This is a genomic window from Halosegnis sp., from assembly GCF_042216475.1.
GTDB lineage: Archaea > Halobacteriota > Halobacteria > Halobacteriales > Haloarculaceae > Halosegnis.
In genome coordinates this window covers 149,118-167,137 of the sequence record NZ_JBDGTV010000009.1, presented here as the reverse complement: position 1 = coordinate 167,137, position 18,020 = coordinate 149,118, and the positions used below count along the sequence as shown (strand labels likewise).

Genomic DNA, 18,020 nt, shown 5'->3' with positions numbered 1-18,020 from the left:
AGAGACCAGCCTGTATGGCGACTGCGAACGACATCTTCGACGAGTTCCTCAACGACAACGGCCACGACGTCGAACAGCAGACGTGGGAAGAGGATTATAACAAGAAGCGATGCCCGGAGTGTGGGGGACTCCACGAGATGTCCGCGGTCGAGTGTTCCGTCTGCGGGTGGGTGCCGGAGTAACCGGCTTACCCGTGTAAAGCAGACGTTACACGGTTCGCACTGCGGCGGCGTGTCCTACAGCCCGTAGAGGTCGGTAAACTTCTCCTCGGCGTACGTGATGAAGGCATCCGCGGACAGCGGTTCGCCGGTTGCCTCCTTGACGAGTTTATCGGCGGTGTACCGCTGGCCGTGGCGGTGGACGTGTTCGGTCTGCCACGCGCGGAGCTTTTCGAAGGCACCGTCGCGGATACAGCCCTCGACGTCGAGGTCCGCCTCCATCGCGGCCGTCAGCTGTGCCGCGAGCACGCTCCCGACTGTGTAGCTCGGGAAGCCGCCGAACCGGGTCGTCCAGTGGATATCCTGGAGCGGGCCGTGGGCTGCGTCTTCTGGGGTGACGTCTAGGTACGACTCGGTCTTTTCCGCCCACCGGTCGGGAATCTGCTCGACCGAGAGGTCACCGTCCAGATACTCCTGCTCGAGTTCGTGTCTGAGGATGATATGCATATGGTAGGTGAGCTCGTCCGCCTCCACACGGATCTGGTTATCCGGGTAGATACGGTTGGCTGCCTCGTAGAGTTCGTCGGTCTCGAGCCCATCGACATCTGAGAGGTGTCGCTCCATCTGGGGGCGGAGCCGCTCGCAGAATGCGCGGGTCCGACCGATGTGGTTCTCCCAGAAGCGGGATTGTGACTCGTGAACCTCGGTACGCGCGCTCCCCAGCGGCGTCCCGTAGTCGTCGTCGGGCAGGCCCAGTTGGTAGGTGGCGTGGCCGAATTCGTGGATGGTCGCGGTCAGCCCATCGAGCGGATCTGACTGCTTGTAGCGGGTGGTGATCCGGGCGTCGAACTGGGTGCCGGAGGTGAATGGGTGTGCAGAGGTGTCGAGTCGGCCGCGCTCGTCGGGATAACCGAGATCCTCAAGCACTGCGCGGTTGAGCGCGTCTTGCTCTTCCTCGGGATACGTGCCATCGAACGGATCCGCAAGGTCGCGTCCTCGCTCGGTTATCTCTGCGATGAGCGGGATGAGTGCGTCCTTCAGGTCCGCGAATATTTCCTCGACCGTCTCGAGCGGCAGCGTCGGCATGTTCTCCTCGTACAGCGTTGGGTAGACGTCCGCATCGGGCGCCAAGTGGCCAGCCCGCTCGACCCGGAGGGTCCGAAGTTCGTCAAGTGCGGGTGCGAACGCAGCCCAGTCGCTGTCGGCTTTCGCGTCCTGCCAGGTCTGCTGGGCGTCCGACGACCGAGCGGCGTGCCGTTCCACGAGATTGGCCGGCACGCTCGCGGCCCGCTCGTGGCGCCGCCGGAGCTCGCGCACGACTGCCTGCTGTTCGTCAGTAAGGTCGGTCTCCTCGCAGGCAGCGAGCAGGGCAGCCGTCTCGTCGTCGGCGAGCAGTTCGTGGGTCACGCCAGACAAGGCCGCGAGCTGTTTCCCTCGGGCAGGGGCACCGCCGGAGGGCATCGTAACCTGTTGATCCCAGCCAAGCAAACCGGCGGCGTCCTCAAGCCCGGTTATCCGCTCGATACGCTCGCGGAGTGTCGCGTAGGGGTCCTCTGCCGTGGTATCCGTCGACACGGACGAGCGGGGGTCGCCCGGCGTATCAAACCACCGCCTCCCGGCGGCTCACAGCCCCAGCGCGCGCCGGACACGCCCGAGCAGGCCGCCGTCGGCAATGCCAAGCTCCGCTGCGATTGCATCGAGTTCCCCGTCGTCGTACCGGTCGTCGCGGCGGGCCGCTGCTAGCCATCTCCGCCACTCTTCGTCGGTGAGCACGCCCCGCGAGCGGTCGCTCCACTCGGCGACGAACGCCTCCCGCGAGGGAACGGGCACGTCCATCCCACCGCCAGCCCAGTAGAGCGGCGAGAGGATGAACGCCGTCTCGGGGTCGTCGCTCGGCCGGAACCGGTAGGGATACTCCTCGTAGTGGAAGACGTCCTCCGGCGTGACGACCTCACCGGTCGGGAGTTCGAGCCGCTCCATCACTCATCCGTAGGGGCGCGGCCGGCAAGTTCGTTCCGGCTGTTAGTCTGCGGCCGCCGGCGGCGTCTCGTCGGGATCGACGACGCCGTCGTCGCGCCAGCCACGCGCCTCGTAGTAGGTGGAGAGCGCCGCGTCCAGCCCTTCGATATCGTACGGGAGCTGGTCATCACTGCGGTCGAATCCGCGCTGGTTGTTGAAATGCCGCTCCAGCTCGACAACGCGGCCCCCGACCGCGAGCAGGTCCGCGAAATCGGCATCGAACAGCGTCGCAAACCGCTCTGGCGTCATCATGTCTCGCGAGAACCGACAGACAATGCCACAGTCCTCCAGCGCGCGGGTGTTCTCCAGCTCGACCAGCTTCTGGGCCTTCTCCTCACCGAGCCCCTGCGGGTCGAATGCCTCTTCGCGAGAGACAAGCGGGTATTCGTAGGAGTAGAAGGTGGCGTACATGTGATCGGCGCCGCGGTTGGAGACGGCAAAGGAGAGCCCCTGCCCGTTGAGTGCGCGGCCGTCATGGGCAGGAAACTCCATCCCTTTGACCGACCAGTTCTCGACGCCCAGTTCCTCGTGGGCACGGTCGACTCCCTCCGCGAGCACGTCGCCAACGCCCTCGCGGTGGGCAATCTTCTCGACCATCTCGTGGACGAGCTCGCTGTCGCCGAAGGCGTCCTGCGCCTCCAGGTATGCCGCGACCGTGTCGCCACACGAAATAACGTCCATCCCAAGCCGGTCACAGAGCTCGTTGGACTTCATCACGGACACGATGTCGTCGACGGCACAGTTACCGCCGAACGCCATGATGGTCTCGTACTCCGGCCCCTCCGTTTCGAGGCCGGTCGCCTCGTCGCGGGTCGGCAGTTTGCACGCGAAAGCGCACTGCGAGCAGGTTCCCTTCTTGTACTTTTTCGACTCGACGGCGTCACCGTTGATTTTCTCGGAGCCCTCAAACGAGCGCTCGGAGAAGTAGCGGGTCGGGAACGCCTCCATCTCGTTGCCGAGGTCTGTGACCGAACTGGTTCCCTGCCGCTTCATGATGTGGTCGGTCGTCGCCGCCTCGCGGTGGATATCCATCTGGAGTGGTGGCAGCTCGACGTCCAGCGACGCCTCGCCATCGAAGGTGACTGCCTTCACGTTCTTGGCGCCAAGCGCCGCTCCAAGGCCACCACGGCCGAACGCCCGCGACCGGCTCGTCATCACGCTGGCGAACCGGACTTGGTTCTCGCCGGCCGGCCCGATACAGGCGATGTGCTCATCCGCCAGCCCGTGTTCCGACTCCATGTACGAACACACCTCAGGCACTTCTGCGCCTGCGAGCTCGGGTACTGCCTCGAAGATAACACCCTCCTCGCGGATGTGCACGGCGAGCAGTTCGTCGCTCTCGCCGACGAGCTCGACGGCGGCGTTCCCCGTCCCGGTGAAGTTCCGCGACATGAAACCGCCGGCGTTCGACGACAGCAACCCGTCCGTGAGTGGAGAGATGCCAGTAAGCGACATCCGGCCAGTGAACGACATCCGCGAGGCCTGCATTGGACCGGTGGTGAAATAGAGGCGGTTCTCGGGGCCGAACGGAGCAGCATCGAACGGAATACGCTCGTGTGCGAGCTTCGTCGCCACGCCGCGGCCGCCGATGAACGACGCGAGTACATCGTCGATCTCCTCTGTCGTCGCCTCGCGGCTCCCGACGTCGACGGACAGTAGCGGGCCCTCCATGTGGTTCATACCCGAACCGTCCGGCTCTGAGTGCATAAATCGTGCCCGTCCGACTGAAGACGGCGTGAACTAAGTTCTCGCCTGTCGTCCACTTGGATATGCAGATTGGCTCGCGGCGTGCCGTGCTCAACCCGGCCAGCGGCACCGGCGACCACGCCGACTACGTGACGCGGCTGCTGGAGGCGCGGGGCTTCGCCGTCGACCGGACAGAGGAGGCTGGTGACGCCGTCCGGCTGGGCCGCGAGGCAGGCGAGGCCGGCGTCTCCGAACTGGCCGTGTGTGGCGGCGACGGGACTGTCAACGAGGTGTTGCGCGGGCTGGCCACAGTAGACCGGCTGGGCGAGACGACGGTCGGTGTCGTCCCCTGCGGGACGGCGAACATTCTCGCGGGAACGCTCGGTATCGAGACCATCCGGCAGGGCGTTGAGGTGGCCGACAGCGGGCCTGTGCGCGAGGTTGATGTCGGCGTTGCCGACGGTGAGCCGTTTGTCGTCTCGTGTATCGCGGGCTTCCCTGCCGACGCCAGTCTCGCCGCTTCCGGCGAACTCAAAGAACAGTACGGCACCCTCGCGTTCGTCATCACGGGCGTCCAGCAGGCCGTCGGCTTCGAGGGGATCGAGATACAGCTTGATGCGGAGGCCGCCGACGGGACAAAGACGTGGCGTGGCGAGGCAACGTGCGTGCTCGTCGGTAACGCCCGCAAATTTATCGAAGAGGGTGGGCAGGCTGACATGGAGGACGGCCTGTTTGACGTCGCTATCGTCGACCACATGCCCGCGGGCAACCTTGTTGCGGAGGCCATCGGCCACCGCGTGCTCGGTCAGGAGACGGAGGGAGTCACCCATATCCGCGCAAGCGAACTCACTGTCTCCGGCCCAGAGCCAATCACCTTCTCGCGAGACGGTGAACTCGCCACCCACGAGTCGCTCCACCTCTCGTGTCGTCCGCGGACGCTCTCGTTGCGAGTCGGCCCAGACTATGAGCCAGATCCGTAGTCCTCGCCGGGCACAAGCGGCTCGCCGCCCAGCGGTGCCGTCACGTCCGCGAACCTACAGCCATCACAGGCGACCGTCTCCCGGTCGCTAAGCCGGTACCCGACGAGTTGCTCGCCGCACCGCGGACACGGATCGCCCGCCGACACGGGCGGCCGAACCGGGATGACACCCGCGAGAACGACCCATGCAGTCACTGGTTTCTCTGTCTCGGCATCGGTATCCGCCTCGGTAGCGCCCGCCCCCCAGATGACGTGACTTCCGTCGACCAGCTGATCCCGGACGGCCGCGACGGCGTCGCCGGCCGCCTGCACCGATAGCTCACGTCCGCCCGTGAGGTGGACCAGCGCGCCGGTCGCCCGCTCCAGCGACACCGGCCCACAGGCATCGAGTGCGGCCGCGACTGCCTCCTCAGGGTCTGCGGCCTGCGCAGTCCCGACGGCCGCGAACCCGCCGGCGCCGACGGTCGTCTCCACGTCCGCGAGATCGAGGTTCACCTCGTCGGCGCCGGCCACCAGTCGGATGAGTGTCGCCAGCCCTGCCGCGGTGTCGGCAACAGGGTCGGTCCCGCCGACGAGCACGACGGCGTCGACCGCTGCCCGGAGCTCCGCGAGCGTCCGGCGTCCGTCGGCGTCAGGCCGCGGCGGGACAGCCGCCACACAGACGACGAACGTGCCTGCGGCGGCTAACTCCCGGCCTATCTCGAGGGCCGGCGTCGGGGCCGCAAGGTCGACGCCAATGAACGCCGCCCGCGCCGCCGGCGACGGCTCGCGCGTCACGACCGGGTCGTCGGTCGCAACCTGGGCCGCAGCGCTCTCGCCGGTCGGCCCGCACCCCGTCACGACGAGCGAGTCGCGCAGCGCCGCTACCGCCGTGTCGAGGGCCTGCTCGTGGTCCCCCTCGGGGTCGCTCACGCCCCCGCTTGCGCGCCAGCCGGTATGACCGTTCGGGCCACCCGGCCTCACCACGCCCGCTCGAGCACCTCGCGCAGTTCCGCCTCCGTCGTGTTCAGCCCTGGCGGCGCGTTCGCCATGAACGCGTCCTCGTGGGTTATCTTGGCTGCGCGATCCAATCCTGACTCTGGAACAGCGGTATCACGGAGCCGCGCGGGAAGCCCGAGGCCGTCACGCACTCGCGCGACGGCGTCGACGACGGCGTCGGCCGTCTCCGCTGGGTCGTCGCTATCAACTCCGAACCCGTCAGCCAGCAGCCCTCGGCGGCCGTCCGTCTGCTCGAAGATGTACGTGAGTGCGTGGGGGGCAATCGCGCCATGGGCCGCGCCCTGCTGGACGTCGCTGACGGCGGTCAACCCATGGCCGAAGGCGTGAATCAGCGACAGCGTCGAGCCGTCCGGCCGGGAGGCACCGTACTGGGCGAGCATGATGCCCGCGACGGCCTCACGGAGCACGTCCCGGTCGTCGGTACCGCCGCCCAGTTCGGGCAGCGAGTCACGACAGAACCGGAGCGCGTGGATTGCCGTTGCATCCGAGATGGCAGTCGCGTTGGCCGCGTACAGTGTCTCGATGGCCTTGTCGAAGCCGTTCATTGCCGAGGCCGCTAGCACGCCGGCCGGCGTATGGTCGAACAGCAGCGGATCGTAGAACAGCGCTGTCGGCATCAGCTTGGGATCCGAAATCCCGCCGCCAACGGGCTCGTCGACGCCGCCCGACTCCGGAGTGGCAGCCAGCCCGGCCACCTGCGAGAGATCTGCGCCCGCGAGCGTCGTTGGCACACTCACGATGGGTGGGAGGTCGTCGTCCGGGATGGTGAGCGCCCCCGTCTCGGCGACGTCTGCGGCCGCCTCGTTGACCGGCTGGCCGCTTGCTATCAGGACAGCGGCAGCCTTCGCCACGTCCAGCGCGGAGCCACCCCCAACCGCCAGCATCGCGTCCGCGTCCGTCTCGTGGAACCGCTCGCGAGCCCCCGCCGCCTCCACGAGCGCCTTCTGCGCGCTTGTGCCTGCGAATGTGCCGGCGTGACGGTCGCCCAGTCCAGTCTCGACGGCCTCGCGGACCGGCGAAGCGCCGACACTCTCGCCACAGCACACGAGCGCCCGTTCGATATCCTGTGTCGCCAACTCCGCAGCGAGATCGGCGGTGCAGTCGGCGCCAAAGCGGACGACGCCAGGCTGATACGCGAACCGGAACGGTGTCGGCAGGTCCATGCCGACCCATCGGCTCCCCGTGGCAAAAGTACCCACCGGTAACACACGTGTCACCGGCTGACGCTGGCGCCGCCGGGGCTACTTGGGCGTCTGGGCCGTACAGTCGGTATGTCCGAGACAGACGGTGTCACCGCCGAGCGACCGGACGGACTGCTCAACACGACCGGCTGGGACCACGTCACGCTGATCGGGAGCAACGCCGCTGACACAATCGAATTCTACCGGGACGTGCTCGGGATGCCGCTGGTGATGCGTCAGCCAAACCTGGACCGTCCGGAGGTGGAACACCTCTTCTTTGACGCCGGCGACGGCCGCATCGTGACGTTCTTCGTCAGTGATGATCGTGAGTCGACAGCCGAGCAGGAGCCAGGCATCGGCGCGGTCCACCACCTTGCCTTCCGGATTGCGCCCGAGGAACTCGGGGAGATTCGCGACCGCCTGCTCGAGGCGGGCCACGACGTCAGCGAGTACGACCGTGGCGCGTTCCACTCGCTGTATACCGAGGACCACAACGGGCTGACGATCGAACTGGCGACCGACAAATACGAGATCCCCGACGAGCGCCGCGGCGAGGTGTACGCCCGCGCGCAGTCGCTGCGCGAGGCGGAGGGCGACGAGTTCGTCCAATCGCAACACCTGGAGGCGGCCCTGGAGGCGCTTGACATTCCCGTCGAGCCATACGACCTGCCAGAGGCGACGGCCGGCCGCGGCACCTGAGCGGAACGTCTAAGCGCGCGCCAGTCCTGCTCTCGCGCGTGAACCGTCGGCTCGTCGCGGCCGCCCTCCTCGCGGTACTTGCCGTCGCCGGTCTTGGCGTGGCCGCGGCGTCGCTCGACACACTCGACGACGGTGCGGCTGCCCCTGGGTTCGGAAGCGGCGACGGTGGCGTCGATCTCTTCGGCGATCGCGCGCCGACGGAGCCGACAGACCGACCGGTGCTCGGCCCGCTCGTCTCTCTCCTGCTCGGCATCGGCTTCCTTCTCTTCGTCGCCGTGGGACTCTACTCGCTGTGGCGCGCACTCGGGCTCCGTGGGCTTACGACCGCAACCGCCGCCGGCGTCGTGTTTCTCGCGCTCGTCTACCTGCTGTTCCGGTCAGCCCAGCCCCCCGACCCTGGCCGGGCAGGCAACCGCTCAGGCAACACGAGCGGGTTCGGCATCGAGGGATCGCTGGCCGACGGCGCCCCCGTCGCACAGAGCGTTGACCCGCCGGTTGTCTTCGCGGCACTCGTCGTGCTGACCGTCGCAGGCGCGGCCCTCCTGTTCGCGTGGACTGGCGACGACGACCGAGCCGTCGACGCTACCGAGCCCGCCACAGACGGTGACGTCGCGGCCGTCGCGCGGGCAGCCGGCGCAGCGGCCGACCGCATCGCCGCGGGCACCGCCGTCGACAACGAGGTGTACCGTGCGTGGCGCGAGATGACCGCCCATCTCGATGTCGAGGACCCGGAGACCAGCACGCCAACAGAGTTCGCCGAGGCCGCCGTCGACGCTGGGATGGCCTCCGACGACGTTGAGGCGTTGACGACGCTGTTCGCGGAGATCCGCTACGGGCCGGGCGAGCCGACGGCCGAGCGCGAGCAGCGCGCACTCGCCCGACTCAGACGCATCGAGCGCCGTTATACCGGGGGTGACACGGAGTGAACCGGACGCTGTGGCTGGGCGTGCTCCTGCTCGCACTTGGGCTGGCGGCCGTCGCGGTGCCCGGTCTCTCTGTGCCACTCCCGTCGGGGACAACGGTGCCGCTCCTGGTCGCGGCCGGCGCCGCAGTCGCCGGTGTCGGCGCTGTCCGCGCACGCCTGGGTGCTGACTTCGAGACCGCAGAACTCTCCGAGCCTGAGACACGCCCTGGACGGCCGACGCCCGGCGACGAGTTCGACGACCTGCTGGCGTCGCTCTCGCGGTCACTCTCCCCCGACGAGCGGGCGCGGCGGAGGCGTGTTCGTGAACGGGTCGAGGGGATCGCCATCGCCGTCCTCCAGACGGTGGGCGACGACGAGGAGACGGCCCGGCGCCGCCTCGAGACGGGGTCGTGGACCGACGACGAGACCGCGACCGCGCTGTTCGCCGACCGCCGCGAGTATGGGACTGTCTCGCGGCTCCAGGGGGTGCTCGTCGGACCGTTCCGCCGGCGGGTCGCCCGGGCCGTCGCCGCGCTCGAGTCTGTCGGCCGCGACGAGGAGGAAGAGCCGTGACCATTGTCGCCGACCGGCGGACGGATCGGTGGACCGGGATTGCCGCCGTCGGGCTGTTCGCCGTTGCCGCCGGCGTCCTGTTCACGCAGGCGGGCTTGCTACTTGTCGCGGCTGTCGCCGTCGTCGCCGCGGCCGCGGCCCGGTTCGCGACGCCGCCGGCTGCGACCCTCGCCATCGACCGGCGCGTTCAGCCGACCGACCCCGCCCCGGACGACCCGGTGACGGTGACACTACGCGTCCGCAACGACGGTGACCGAACGCTGCCCGACATCCGTGTCATCGACGGCGTCCCTGGCCCGGTTCAGGTGACTGAGGGATCGCCGCGGCTCGCCACAGCGCTCCGCCCCGGTCGGACGGCCGTCATCGAGTACACGATTGCCGGACCAGCTGGTCGTCACGAGTTCGAGGCTACAACGGTCCTTGTTCGAGGATACACGGGCGCGTGGGAACGGGAGTTGTCGCTTACGGCCGCTGGTGACGACTGGCTGCAGACCCGGCCGCGACTAGCCGAGACCGACACCGTCGACGCGCCGCTCCGGCCGCACGCGACCCCGTACGCAGGCCGGCTGACGACGGATACCGGCGGCGCTGGCGTCGAGTTCCGTGCCGTCCGCGACTACCGGCCGGGCGACTCGCTCTCGCGAGTCGACTGGCGACGACTCGCCCGCGACGACGACCTCGCAACCGTGGAGTTCAGCCGCGAGCGGGCCGCGTCGGTCGTCCTCGTCGTCGACACTCGGACAGCAGCCCACGTCGGTGGCGGGGTTGGCCGTCCGTCGGCAGCGACACGGGCGCTGTCGGCCGTTCCTGCCGTCGCTGCGTCGCTACTCGCGGCCGGCGACCGGGTCGGGCTGGCGTCGTTCGGACCTCAACCAGCGTGGCTTGCGCCCGGCGCCGGCGACGACCACCGGGCGCGGCTCCGCCGCCTGCTCGGCGACGATCCCGCGTTCGCACCGACGCCTTCCGAGGCACCATTTCTCGCGTCCGTTCGACTGGCGGCGCTTCGGACCCGACTCCCGGCCGGCGCGCAGGTGCTGTTCTGCTCGCCGCTCGCCGACGAGTATGCTGTCTCCGTCGCGCGTCGCCTCGACGCTGCTGGCCATCCAGTGTCTGTGCTCAGCCCGGACCCGACAGACACGACGACAACCGGCCACCGGCTAGCCCGCCTCGAGCGGCGCGTCCGACTCTCGCGGCTTCGGCGGGCTGGCATACGTGTCATCGACTGGGCCGAGGAGCCGCTGGCCGTCGCTCTCCAGACCGCACGACGGCGGTGGTCAGCGTGAGCGACGTGGAGCCCGCGCGGTTCGAGCCCGCGACGCCACCGCTCTCGCAAGGGCTCGCAGTTGGGTCGGCGCTGGTCGCGGCGCTTGCGCTCCTTCCGTCCCCGCCTGCAGCCGCCCTCGCGCTTGGTGCCGTCGCGGGCGTCCTCGTGGGCACCCGGCTGCTCGTCCGGCGTCTGCTTGACGCGGCGGTTCTCGCGGCGACGGCTGGACTCCTGCTCGCCGGTATCGATGGCGTAGCGCCGCCGCTGCTGGTGGTCGCGACGGCCGCGACACTCGTGGCGTACGACGCCGCCGAGACGGGGCTGTCGGTCGGCAAGCAGATCGGCCGACGAGGCCGGAGCCGCCGACTGGTTGTGGTCCGGTTCGCCGTCGCGGCCGCGGCCGCAGCCGGCGTCTCTGCGGCTGTCTATGCGGCGTTCCTACTGGCCGGTCGCGCGCCGGCGACGGCGGTGACGCTTCTGCTGATCGGCGGCCTGCTCGTTGCGGCCGCGCTCCGACGCTGACTATCCGGATTCAGCGAGAGAGAATCTCGTCGTTCACGCCGGAGAGGATATCATACCGTCGGCACGGGGACGGATTCGAGCATCTCATCGACGATTGTCCGCTCGTCGACGTTCTCGACGGCCGCGTCCGGCGTAAGCACGAGCCGGTGGGCGAGCGTCGCCGGCGCGACCTGCTTGACGTCTTCCGGTGTAAGAAACTCGCGTCCCTCGATGACCGCACGAGCTCGCGCTGTCTCGAAGAGTCGCTGGGTTCCACGCGGGGAGACACCGACCGCGACGCGGCCATCCTCTCGGGTAGCTCGCGCGATTGCCGCGATGTAGTCGAGCAAATCCTCGTTGACCTGCACTGACTCCGGGGCGGCCCGCAGCGCCTCTGCCCGGCCATCTTCGAGTACGCGCCCGACAGTCGGCGCCTGCTCGACGCGGCCCGCCCGCCGGCGCAACAGTTCAACTTCTGCGCGCTCGTCGCTCGGGTAGCCGACGGCCGTTCTGACAGCAAACCGGTCCAGTTGCGCCTCTGGCAGCGAGAAGGTTCCCTCCTGTTCGACGGGGTTCTGCGTCGCGATGACGACGAACGGCTCCGGCAGCGCGTGGGTCTCGCCGTCGACGGTCACCTGCCGCTCCTCCATCGCCTCCAGCAGCGCCGCCTGTGTCTTCGGCGGTGCGCGATTGATCTCGTCGCCAAGTACGACGTTTGCGAACACCGGGCCCTCGCGGAACTCGAAGCGTCGCTCGGCCTCGTCGAAGACGTACGATCCGGTGACGTCTGAAGGAAGCAGGTCGGGCGTGAACTGGAGCCGCGAGAACGACAACCCCAGTGCCGTCGCGAACGATCGCGCCGTCAACGTCTTCCCTGTACCGGGGACATCCTCGAGCAAAACATGGCCCCGCGCGAGCACGCCCGTCAGTACCGTCTCGAGGAATGCACGGTCGGCGACGACGGCCTCCCCCACCGCGTCGAGCACCCGCCGACAGTCCTCGTGGGCGGTGTCGATGTCCATACTCTCTCCGGGGTCGGACGCCGCTTAGGCGTGTCGACAGCCCTGCAGGCCGGCGGGCTTTTTTCCCTCCAGAGCGACCCTTCGCCGTGACCGAGCGGCTCGACATTGCCCACGACCTGCCGGAGGAGCTAGCCGACGCGCTCGCCGACGACGCCAGGACCGCTGGGACGCTGTACAACGAACTACAGGATCTCTCGGACGAGGGGTTCGCGACCCGTTTCGAGGCGCCGCTCGCGGCACTCCGCGAGGCCGTCGATGGCGTCGATGCGCCGCTCGTCATCGCTGTCGTCGGGCTAGCCGTCGACGTCGACGAGGGACCGCTCGTGGCCGATGCCGCGCTCGTCTCTGCTCACGAGCCGCAGCCAGACGGCGGCATCGAGCGATTGCTGTATACTGCCGACGAGACGACCGCAGTCGACACATTCCTGATGCTGCCGCTCCGGCCGACGGACTGTCCGCCCGGCTCCGGTCAACCGGCCTCGGCACTGTCGCTGTCGGCGTTCCGCGAGGTGGTCTCGGCGATGGCGTACAAGCGGTTCGACCTGCTCAACGAGGATATTGACGCTTATTGTGACTCGTATCTCCGACCGCTTGTCCGCGGGCTAGAGGCGTATGCCTAAGTGGGCAGCGTCAGTGCGACGGTCGTCCCGGCGTCGGTGTCCTCGACCTGGAAGCTGCCGCCGACGCCCTCGACGGCCCATCGGACCAGCCAGATGCCAACCCCCTGTGTGTGTTCGAGCTGTGTCTCCGCGCCAGCGGTCAGCGCTCGTCGCTCGACAGGCGGCAACGGGGCGCCCTCGTCGTAGATTCGCAGGGTGACGCTCGCCTCGTCGGCGGTCACTGACAGCGTCACCTCCGGGGTGTCGTCAGCCCGTTTGACGGCACTGTCAATCAACTCTTCGAGACAAAACTGGAGCTGTGCCGGACAGCGGGCGACCGCCTGTTCGGGGAGGTTGGTCGTCAGCCCGAGATCGGGATGAGCTGCTCGCAGCTCGGGGACCATCTCGCGCACCAACTCGGCCACGTCCCGCTCGATGCCGGATACATCGTCTGGGCTGACGTCGAACGTGCGGACGGCCTCCGCGATGTCGAGCAGGCTGTCCGTCGCGCCGACGATGGTGTCGGCGGTCTGGGCTATCGCCGCCGGCGGCTGGTCGGGATCGTCGACCAATCTACTGGCGTGGCCGGCGATGACGTTCAGTTTGTTGCGCAGGTCGTGCCGGAGCACGCGGTCGAGCACGGACAGCCGGTCTTGGTGCCGGCGGATGTCGGTGATATCGCGTGCAACGACAATGATGCGGTCGTCTTCGGGGGTCTCTGGCTGGAAGCGGAGCTGGTAGGTTGCCGGCCCGCCGACGGGACCGGGTACCGACAGCTCGCAGGTCTGTTCGTCGCCGGTCTCGTGCACGGCTGCGAGTGCATCCCGGATTGCCGTCGCTCCGGGATCGGCGAATAGCGCTGCGAACTCGTCGCCGGCGGCGCCCCCCGAGAATGCCTGCTTGGCGGCCTCGTTCGTGTATGCGACGACCCCCTTGCCGTCGACGACGAGAATAGGATCGCCCACCGACTGAACAATCTGCTCGTACTCCTCCAGTTGGGTCTCGCGGTGCTTCCGCTCGGTCACGTCTTGCTGGAACCCAATGTAGTGGGTCACCTCCCCGTCGTCATCGCGAACCGGTACCACCTGCACCTCGTTCCAGAACAGCTCGCCGGACTTCCGGTAGTTGCGCAGTTCGACGGTTACCGGCCGCTCGGCGGCGAAGGCCTCGCGGAATTGCTGGCGCTTCCTCTCCTCGGTCGCCGGCCCCTGAAGAAACCGGCAGTTGCAGCCGAGCGCCTCCTCGCGGTTGTAGCCGGTCATCTGGCAAAACCGCTCGTTGACGTACACCAACGGAAGGTCCGGGTCGGTGGCGTCGGCGATAGTGATTCCGACCTGCGCGTCGTCCATCGCCCGGCCGTACAGCGCTAGTTGTTCGTCCCGGCGGGCTGCCCGCATCGAGTGACGCCTGAGCGCGGCTAACCCATCGACGCGAGCCCGGATGGCACGCTTGGGTGCCGGGACAGGCTGGACGGTGTCGAGTGCCTCACCCATAGCGTCGGCGTAGCGGCTCCACAGCGTCTCTTCCTCGTCCCCGTCAACCAGCAGCACTGGCGCGGCCGCGGGCTGCTCAGCACGCTTCCACTCCGCGAGCGCTTCGCGGAGCCACGCGAAGCCGCCAGAGTCGACGACGCAGACGCCCGTCCCCTCGGGAACCGTCTCGTGGGCAGTGACTACCTCGTAGCCGTCGAGAAGGCCAGCGAGCAACTCGCGGTTGCGCTCGCTCTCGAAGCCCAACGCTACCTGGACTGGCTCGTCGGCCGGCTCGTCGTCGGCCGGTGGGTCACTCATCCCATGTCGTCAACTTCCTCGGGGATGCCCGTCAGCAGGCCGCGCATCCCGGTCAGCCGGTCGCCGACATCGACGCCGCCCTCGCTGATCTCGAGTTCGCGGAGTGACCGCTCGAAGTCGCCGAACCGCTTCTTCAGTACGCCGATGACTTTCTCGATGCTCCCCATCCGCTCGATGTAGCGGAGAAAGAGGATGTTATCGGCGAGATAGCTGATCTGTTGATCCGTCGGCGTAAGGTCGCCCGTCAGGTTGCGCACCTCGTCGATGAGGACGACGGTGACACCCATCCGTTTACAGTAGCGACACAGCGCGTGCAGCTCGCGGTTCAGCGCCTTCCCTGTTTCGTCGCCTCGCAGCGCCAGCCGGTAGCCCGGAATCCCGTCTATCATCACTAGGTCGGCGTCGTCCTCCTCGACGGCCTGCCGGACATCGTGGGCGAATTCGTCGGCACTGCGCGTCAGTGACTCTATCTCCGTCAGCCCGAGCGCTCCCGACTCGTGGTGGCTCCGGACATCCAGCCCGAGGGCATCCGCCCGGTAGAGGTAGTCGTCGCGCAGCTCTTCGAACAGGTAGCCGACGGCGTGGCGATCTGTCTCGGCGGTCGCTTCGAGGAATAGCGAGCCGACGGTGGTCTTGCCGACGCCTGACGGCCCCGAGATGATGGTGACCGATCCCGTCTTGATGCCGCCGTTCAACAGCGCGTCGAGTTCGGCGATGCCCGAGGAGAGCTGTGTACGGTCGCGCTCGCGGTTGTGGTCACCGGGAACGAGCTTCGGGTAGACACGACCGCCGGTCTCGCCCTCGATGCGGTGCGTATGCCGGCCACTTGCGGCGTCGGAGCCGCGTGACTTCGTCACCTCCAGCGTGCGCCGCTCGGTCGAGCGGTCGATTTCGATGGTCGTGTCGCCGAGGAACTGCAGGTCGCGGTCGGAGCCGTCGCCCGACTGTGTCGTACACAGCGTCGTCACGTCACGCTGTTTCAGCTCGTTGATGAGCGAGGAGATGTTGCGCCGGAACCGGTAGTCGTCGGGGACGAGTGACCGCAACTCCGACAGCGGGTCGATAACGAGCCGGTCGGGGTCTTCCTCATCGATGGTGTCAGCAATCCGGTCAAGCATCTCCTCACCCTCCACCTCCTCGTGAGGAAAGATGGTGTACTCCTCATCCTCGAAGAATCGCTCGCCGGAGGCACTCAAGTCGAGGATCGAAACGTCCGAGAGGTCGATGCCGAGTGTCGCCGCGTTCGCCCGGATATCCGGCTCCCGCTCCTCGAAGCCGATGTACAGCCCCGCGTCGCCAGCAGCAAGAAACTGGAGCGCGAGTACCGTCTTCCCACTACCTGGTCCGCCGGTCACGATAGCCGTCTGGCCGCTGATGAATCCACCGTCAAGCACCGCGTCCAGGCCGGTCGTCCCCGACGGGACCCGGGTCGAGCGTTGCGGCTCCATTGTCGAACGTCCGTACGAAATACGTATGATGGTTTCGGTGGGTCGGACCGGACCGTAACCCATAAACTCGCCACCCGCGGACTGACGTGTGCAGCCGAGGTAGCCTAGCCCGGCCAAGGCGGCAGATTCGAGATCTGCTGTCCTCACGGACACGTGAGTTCAAATCTCACCCTCGGCGCTCTCCTCCCGACCGGCGTCTGGTTCGCCGGTCCGGTCACGTACGAACCCGCCACGGAACGCAAGCCACGCGAGGACGCTCACGAACAGGATGGGCGGGAGAATCATGAATCCCCACAGCGGGTCGAGTCCCCACTCCAGCAGGAGGACGACATCCGCCAGCCCTAACAGCAGGAACGGGAGCGTCGCGAGGAAGGCCCGCCGCCGACTGAGTTCGTACGTCTCCGCGTCCGGGCTCATACGCACAGTTGAACGCCCGCGGCCAAAAGCCGCCCGGTCGGATACTTTCTCTCAGATACTGCACGCTAATACGAACCCGTTGTAACTGTCGCATCGGACAACCGTCCGCGCATCTCCCCACGCTTGTCCTCCCCGGCCGGGCCCGACGCTGTTGCGTTTCGGTAGCGGTCCCCGTCGTTACAGCTGGCCTCAGACCCTGTTAGTCCGCTCCGCCCGACGACTCGCCGGCCGTTGAGTTTCGCGGCGACCCCTGAGTTTATAATGAATGTTCACTTACAACTGCCATGGCGAGCATCGAAATCGAGTATTGCGGCCGGTGTCGCTTCGGTGAGCAGGCCGCCACGACCCGGCGCGTACTGCTGTCGTGGCTCCGCGAGCGACCTGATGTCGACGCCGAGCAGGTGACCCTCTCGCCGGCCACTGAGGATATCCTCTGTGTTGCCGTCGACGGCGAGCGAGTGTGGTGTGCAAGTGAGCCTGGCCGCCGTGTTGACGCTGTCGAGGCGGTCAACGCGGTCCGGCGCCGACTGGCCGGGTAACCGCACAGCCGGCGTAGGCTCTTTATTCTGCCTGCCGCGGGAGCCACATGGACCGGAAATGGCGAGCGCTCGCGCTCGTCGCGACGGCGGAACTGCTGGCAATGTCGCTGTGGTTCTCCGCCAGCGCTGTCGCCCCCGAACTGACGAGCCGGTGGGCGTTGACCGGCACGGAGGCGGCACTCCTCACCTCTGCCGTCCAGATTGGGTTCGTCCTCGGTGCGCTCACATCGGCGGCGACGACGCTCTCGGATGTCGTCCCCGCCCGATATCTGTTCGCTGCCAGTGCGCTTGTCGGTGCGCTGTGTACTGCTGGCGTGGCCGTCCTCGATGCGTTCCTGCCTGCGCTTGGCCTCCGGGTGCTCACGGGTGTGGCCCTTGCGGGCGTGTATCCGCCGGGCATGAAGTTGGCTGCCGGCTGGTTCGACGGCGGCCGCGGGCTCGCTATCGGGAGCGTCGTCGGAGCGCTCACTGTTGGCTCCGCGCTGCCACACCTGCTTCGTGGCGCCGGTGGCGTCGGTGACCCGTTTGCCGTCTTGTATGGTGCAGCGGGGCTGGCGGTCGTCGGTGCACTGCTCGTGACTCGGGTCCGCCCCGGCCCGTACCAGGCACCAACCGCACCGTTCGACCCGCGAGCGCTCGGCCGCGTGCTCCAGGACCAGCCGACGCTGCTCGCCGACCTCGGCTACTTCGGACACATGTGGGAGTTGTACGCCGTCTGGACGTGGGTGCCTGTGTATGTGCTTGCGGCAACCGGTGACGCGGTGCTGGCGGCTTTTGTCGCGTTCGGCGCCATCGCCGCCGGTGGTATCGGCAGTCTTGCGGCCGGCGCGCTTGCCGACCGGCTCGGCCGCACTGCCGTCACAAGCGGGAGCATGATCGCCTCCGGGAGCGCGTGCCTGCTGGCCGTCCCTGCGTTCGGCGCGCCCGTGCCGCTGCTGGTGGCGTTTCTGCTCGTGTGGGGGGTCGTCATTGTTGCTGACTCCGCGCAGTTCTCCGCCTGCGTGACCGAACTGGCGGAGCCAGGCTACGTCGGCTCGGCGCTCACAATCCAGACCGCCGTCGGATTCCTGCTCACAATCGGCTCGATACAGGTGACGCCGGTCGTTGCTGAGGCCGTCGGCTGGCGATGGGCGTTCGCGCCGCTGGCAGTCGGGCCGCTAGTCGGTACACTCGCCATGCTCAGACTCCGGGGGCTCCCCGCAGCCACGCAGCTTGCGAGCGGACGCCGATAACAATCCAGCG

Annotated in this window: 19 protein-coding genes and 1 tRNA gene; 11 read left to right on the top strand and 9 right to left on the bottom strand. The window is 67.9% G+C overall.

The window, feature by feature from the left end:
- Positions 1-14: 14 nt before the first annotated feature.
- Positions 15-182, top strand: a complete 168-nt coding sequence (locus tag ABEJ63_RS06605) for an HVO_0416 family zinc finger protein (RefSeq protein WP_375795566.1) — start codon at positions 15-17, stop codon at positions 180-182.
- Between the two features lie 54 nt (positions 183-236).
- On the opposite strand, the gene ABEJ63_RS06600 is transcribed toward ABEJ63_RS06605, so the two are convergent.
- From ABEJ63_RS06600 to ABEJ63_RS06590, 3 genes are read right to left on the bottom strand one after another with little or no spacing between them, the layout of a single operon-like run.
- The gene (locus ABEJ63_RS06600) at positions 237-1,733 is read right to left on the bottom strand and encodes a carboxypeptidase M32 (RefSeq protein ID WP_375795565.1); all 1,497 of its coding nucleotides are present in this window, start codon (positions 1,731-1,733) and stop codon (positions 237-239) included.
- 48 nt (positions 1,734-1,781) lie between these two features.
- A complete protein-coding gene (locus ABEJ63_RS06595; RefSeq protein WP_375795564.1) occupies positions 1,782-2,138 on the bottom strand; it encodes a hypothetical protein in 357 nt (118 codons plus the stop codon).
- A 42-nt stretch (positions 2,139-2,180) separates the two neighbouring features.
- The gene (locus tag ABEJ63_RS06590; protein WP_375795563.1) at positions 2,181-3,857 is read right to left on the bottom strand and encodes an aldehyde ferredoxin oxidoreductase C-terminal domain-containing protein; all 1,677 of its coding nucleotides are present in this window, start codon (positions 3,855-3,857) and stop codon (positions 2,181-2,183) included.
- A gap of 89 nt (positions 3,858-3,946) precedes the next feature.
- On the opposite strand from ABEJ63_RS06590, the gene ABEJ63_RS06585 reads away from it, so the two are divergent.
- Positions 3,947-4,843 carry a diacylglycerol/lipid kinase family protein gene (locus ABEJ63_RS06585; protein WP_375795562.1) on the top strand — a complete coding sequence of 299 codons (897 nt, stop codon included), beginning with the start codon at positions 3,947-3,949 and terminating at the stop codon, positions 4,841-4,843.
- Here ABEJ63_RS06585 and ABEJ63_RS06580 read toward each other — a convergent pair.
- Both ABEJ63_RS06580 and ABEJ63_RS06575 read right to left on the bottom strand, forming a co-directional pair.
- Positions 4,825-5,754, bottom strand: a complete 930-nt coding sequence (locus tag ABEJ63_RS06580; protein ID WP_375795561.1) for a hypothetical protein — start codon at positions 5,752-5,754, stop codon at positions 4,825-4,827. The genes ABEJ63_RS06585 and ABEJ63_RS06580 overlap by 19 nt on opposite strands.
- A 47-nt stretch (positions 5,755-5,801) precedes the next feature.
- Positions 5,802-7,004, bottom strand: coding sequence for an iron-containing alcohol dehydrogenase family protein (locus ABEJ63_RS06575; protein WP_375795560.1), 1,203 nt, complete (start codon positions 7,002-7,004; stop codon positions 5,802-5,804).
- Between the two features lie 108 nt (positions 7,005-7,112).
- Here ABEJ63_RS06575 and ABEJ63_RS06570 point away from each other — a divergent pair, with 108 nt between their 5' ends.
- Genes ABEJ63_RS06570 through ABEJ63_RS06550 form a run of 5 tightly spaced genes read left to right on the top strand, consistent with a single transcriptional unit; the run spans position 7,113 to position 10,984 of the window.
- The gene (locus ABEJ63_RS06570; RefSeq protein WP_375795559.1) at positions 7,113-7,721 is read left to right on the top strand and encodes a VOC family protein; all 609 of its coding nucleotides are present in this window, start codon (positions 7,113-7,115) and stop codon (positions 7,719-7,721) included.
- Between the two features lie 38 nt (positions 7,722-7,759).
- Positions 7,760-8,647 carry a DUF4129 domain-containing protein gene (locus tag ABEJ63_RS06565; RefSeq protein WP_375795558.1) on the top strand — a complete coding sequence of 296 codons (888 nt, stop codon included), beginning with the start codon at positions 7,760-7,762 and terminating at the stop codon, positions 8,645-8,647.
- Positions 8,644-9,198, top strand: coding sequence for a hypothetical protein (locus ABEJ63_RS06560; protein WP_375795557.1), 555 nt, complete (start codon positions 8,644-8,646; stop codon positions 9,196-9,198). The genes ABEJ63_RS06565 and ABEJ63_RS06560 overlap by 4 nt, the downstream gene beginning before the upstream one ends.
- Positions 9,195-10,481 carry a DUF58 domain-containing protein gene (locus tag ABEJ63_RS06555; RefSeq protein WP_375795556.1) on the top strand — a complete coding sequence of 429 codons (1,287 nt, stop codon included), beginning with the start codon at positions 9,195-9,197 and terminating at the stop codon, positions 10,479-10,481. The genes ABEJ63_RS06560 and ABEJ63_RS06555 overlap by 4 nt, the downstream gene beginning before the upstream one ends.
- Positions 10,478-10,984, top strand: coding sequence for a hypothetical protein (locus ABEJ63_RS06550; protein ID WP_375795555.1), 507 nt, complete (start codon positions 10,478-10,480; stop codon positions 10,982-10,984). Before ABEJ63_RS06555 ends, ABEJ63_RS06550 begins: the two co-directional genes overlap by 4 nt.
- 50 nt (positions 10,985-11,034) lie before the next feature.
- Here the strand turns inward: ABEJ63_RS06550 and ABEJ63_RS06545 are convergent, their stop codons facing one another.
- Positions 11,035-11,985, bottom strand: coding sequence for an AAA family ATPase (locus ABEJ63_RS06545; protein WP_375795554.1), 951 nt, complete (start codon positions 11,983-11,985; stop codon positions 11,035-11,037).
- Positions 11,986-12,071: 86 nt separating this feature from the next.
- Here ABEJ63_RS06545 and ABEJ63_RS06540 point away from each other — a divergent pair, with 86 nt between their 5' ends.
- On the top strand, positions 12,072-12,605 hold the full coding sequence (locus ABEJ63_RS06540) for a hypothetical protein (protein ID WP_375795553.1): 534 nt from the start codon (positions 12,072-12,074) through the stop codon (positions 12,603-12,605).
- On the opposite strand, the gene ABEJ63_RS06535 is transcribed toward ABEJ63_RS06540, so the two are convergent.
- Both ABEJ63_RS06535 and ABEJ63_RS06530 read right to left on the bottom strand, forming a co-directional pair.
- Positions 12,602-14,374, bottom strand: coding sequence for a PAS domain-containing protein (locus ABEJ63_RS06535; RefSeq protein ID WP_375795552.1), 1,773 nt, complete (start codon positions 14,372-14,374; stop codon positions 12,602-12,604). The two genes, ABEJ63_RS06540 and ABEJ63_RS06535, sit on opposite strands and share 4 nt — an antisense overlap.
- Positions 14,371-15,822 (bottom strand): ATPase domain-containing protein, encoded by a 1,452-nt coding sequence (locus ABEJ63_RS06530; RefSeq protein WP_375795551.1) that lies wholly within the window; start codon positions 15,820-15,822, stop codon positions 14,371-14,373. The genes ABEJ63_RS06535 and ABEJ63_RS06530 overlap by 4 nt, the downstream gene beginning before the upstream one ends.
- A 93-nt stretch (positions 15,823-15,915) precedes the next feature.
- On the opposite strand from ABEJ63_RS06530, the gene ABEJ63_RS06525 reads away from it, so the two are divergent.
- Positions 15,916-16,000 (top strand) — tRNA-Ser (locus tag ABEJ63_RS06525).
- Here ABEJ63_RS06525 and ABEJ63_RS06520 read toward each other — a convergent pair.
- The gene (locus tag ABEJ63_RS06520; RefSeq protein WP_375795550.1) at positions 15,982-16,239 is read right to left on the bottom strand and encodes a hypothetical protein; all 258 of its coding nucleotides are present in this window, start codon (positions 16,237-16,239) and stop codon (positions 15,982-15,984) included. The genes ABEJ63_RS06525 and ABEJ63_RS06520 overlap by 19 nt on opposite strands.
- 284 nt (positions 16,240-16,523) lie before the next feature.
- On the opposite strand from ABEJ63_RS06520, the gene ABEJ63_RS06515 reads away from it, so the two are divergent.
- Together ABEJ63_RS06515 and ABEJ63_RS06510 are read left to right on the top strand one after the other, a co-directional pair.
- The gene (locus ABEJ63_RS06515; protein ID WP_375795549.1) at positions 16,524-16,778 is read left to right on the top strand and encodes an Rdx family protein; all 255 of its coding nucleotides are present in this window, start codon (positions 16,524-16,526) and stop codon (positions 16,776-16,778) included.
- A 47-nt stretch (positions 16,779-16,825) separates the two neighbouring features.
- Positions 16,826-18,010: an MFS transporter gene (locus ABEJ63_RS06510; protein ID WP_375795548.1), complete on the top strand. Its 1,185-nt coding sequence runs from the start codon at positions 16,826-16,828 to the stop codon at positions 18,008-18,010.
- Positions 18,011-18,020: the final 10 nt, after the last annotated feature.

Excerpts from the sequence above, each read along its gene's own strand:
- ABEJ63_RS06530 (WP_375795551.1), bottom strand. The coding sequence starts at position 15,822 with ATGGAGCCGCAACGCTCGACCCGGGTCCCGTCGGGGACGACCGGCCTG.
- ABEJ63_RS06605 (WP_375795566.1), top strand. The coding sequence starts at position 15 with ATGGCGACTGCGAACGACATCTTCGACGAGTTCCTCAACGACAACGGC.
- ABEJ63_RS06585 (WP_375795562.1), top strand. The coding sequence starts at position 3,947 with ATGCAGATTGGCTCGCGGCGTGCCGTGCTCAACCCGGCCAGCGGCACC.
- ABEJ63_RS06570 (WP_375795559.1), top strand. The coding sequence starts at position 7,113 with ATGTCCGAGACAGACGGTGTCACCGCCGAGCGACCGGACGGACTGCTC.
- ABEJ63_RS06575 (WP_375795560.1), bottom strand. The coding sequence starts at position 7,004 with ATGGACCTGCCGACACCGTTCCGGTTCGCGTATCAGCCTGGCGTCGTC.
- ABEJ63_RS06545 (WP_375795554.1), bottom strand. The coding sequence starts at position 11,985 with ATGGACATCGACACCGCCCACGAGGACTGTCGGCGGGTGCTCGACGCG.
- ABEJ63_RS06535 (WP_375795552.1), bottom strand. The coding sequence starts at position 14,374 with ATGAGTGACCCACCGGCCGACGACGAGCCGGCCGACGAGCCAGTCCAG.
- ABEJ63_RS06590 (WP_375795563.1), bottom strand. The coding sequence starts at position 3,857 with ATGAACCACATGGAGGGCCCGCTACTGTCCGTCGACGTCGGGAGCCGC.
- ABEJ63_RS06515 (WP_375795549.1), top strand. The coding sequence starts at position 16,524 with ATGGCGAGCATCGAAATCGAGTATTGCGGCCGGTGTCGCTTCGGTGAG.
- ABEJ63_RS06510 (WP_375795548.1), top strand. The coding sequence starts at position 16,826 with ATGGACCGGAAATGGCGAGCGCTCGCGCTCGTCGCGACGGCGGAACTG.
- ABEJ63_RS06520 (WP_375795550.1), bottom strand. The coding sequence starts at position 16,239 with ATGAGCCCGGACGCGGAGACGTACGAACTCAGTCGGCGGCGGGCCTTC.
- ABEJ63_RS06595 (WP_375795564.1), bottom strand. The coding sequence starts at position 2,138 with ATGGAGCGGCTCGAACTCCCGACCGGTGAGGTCGTCACGCCGGAGGAC.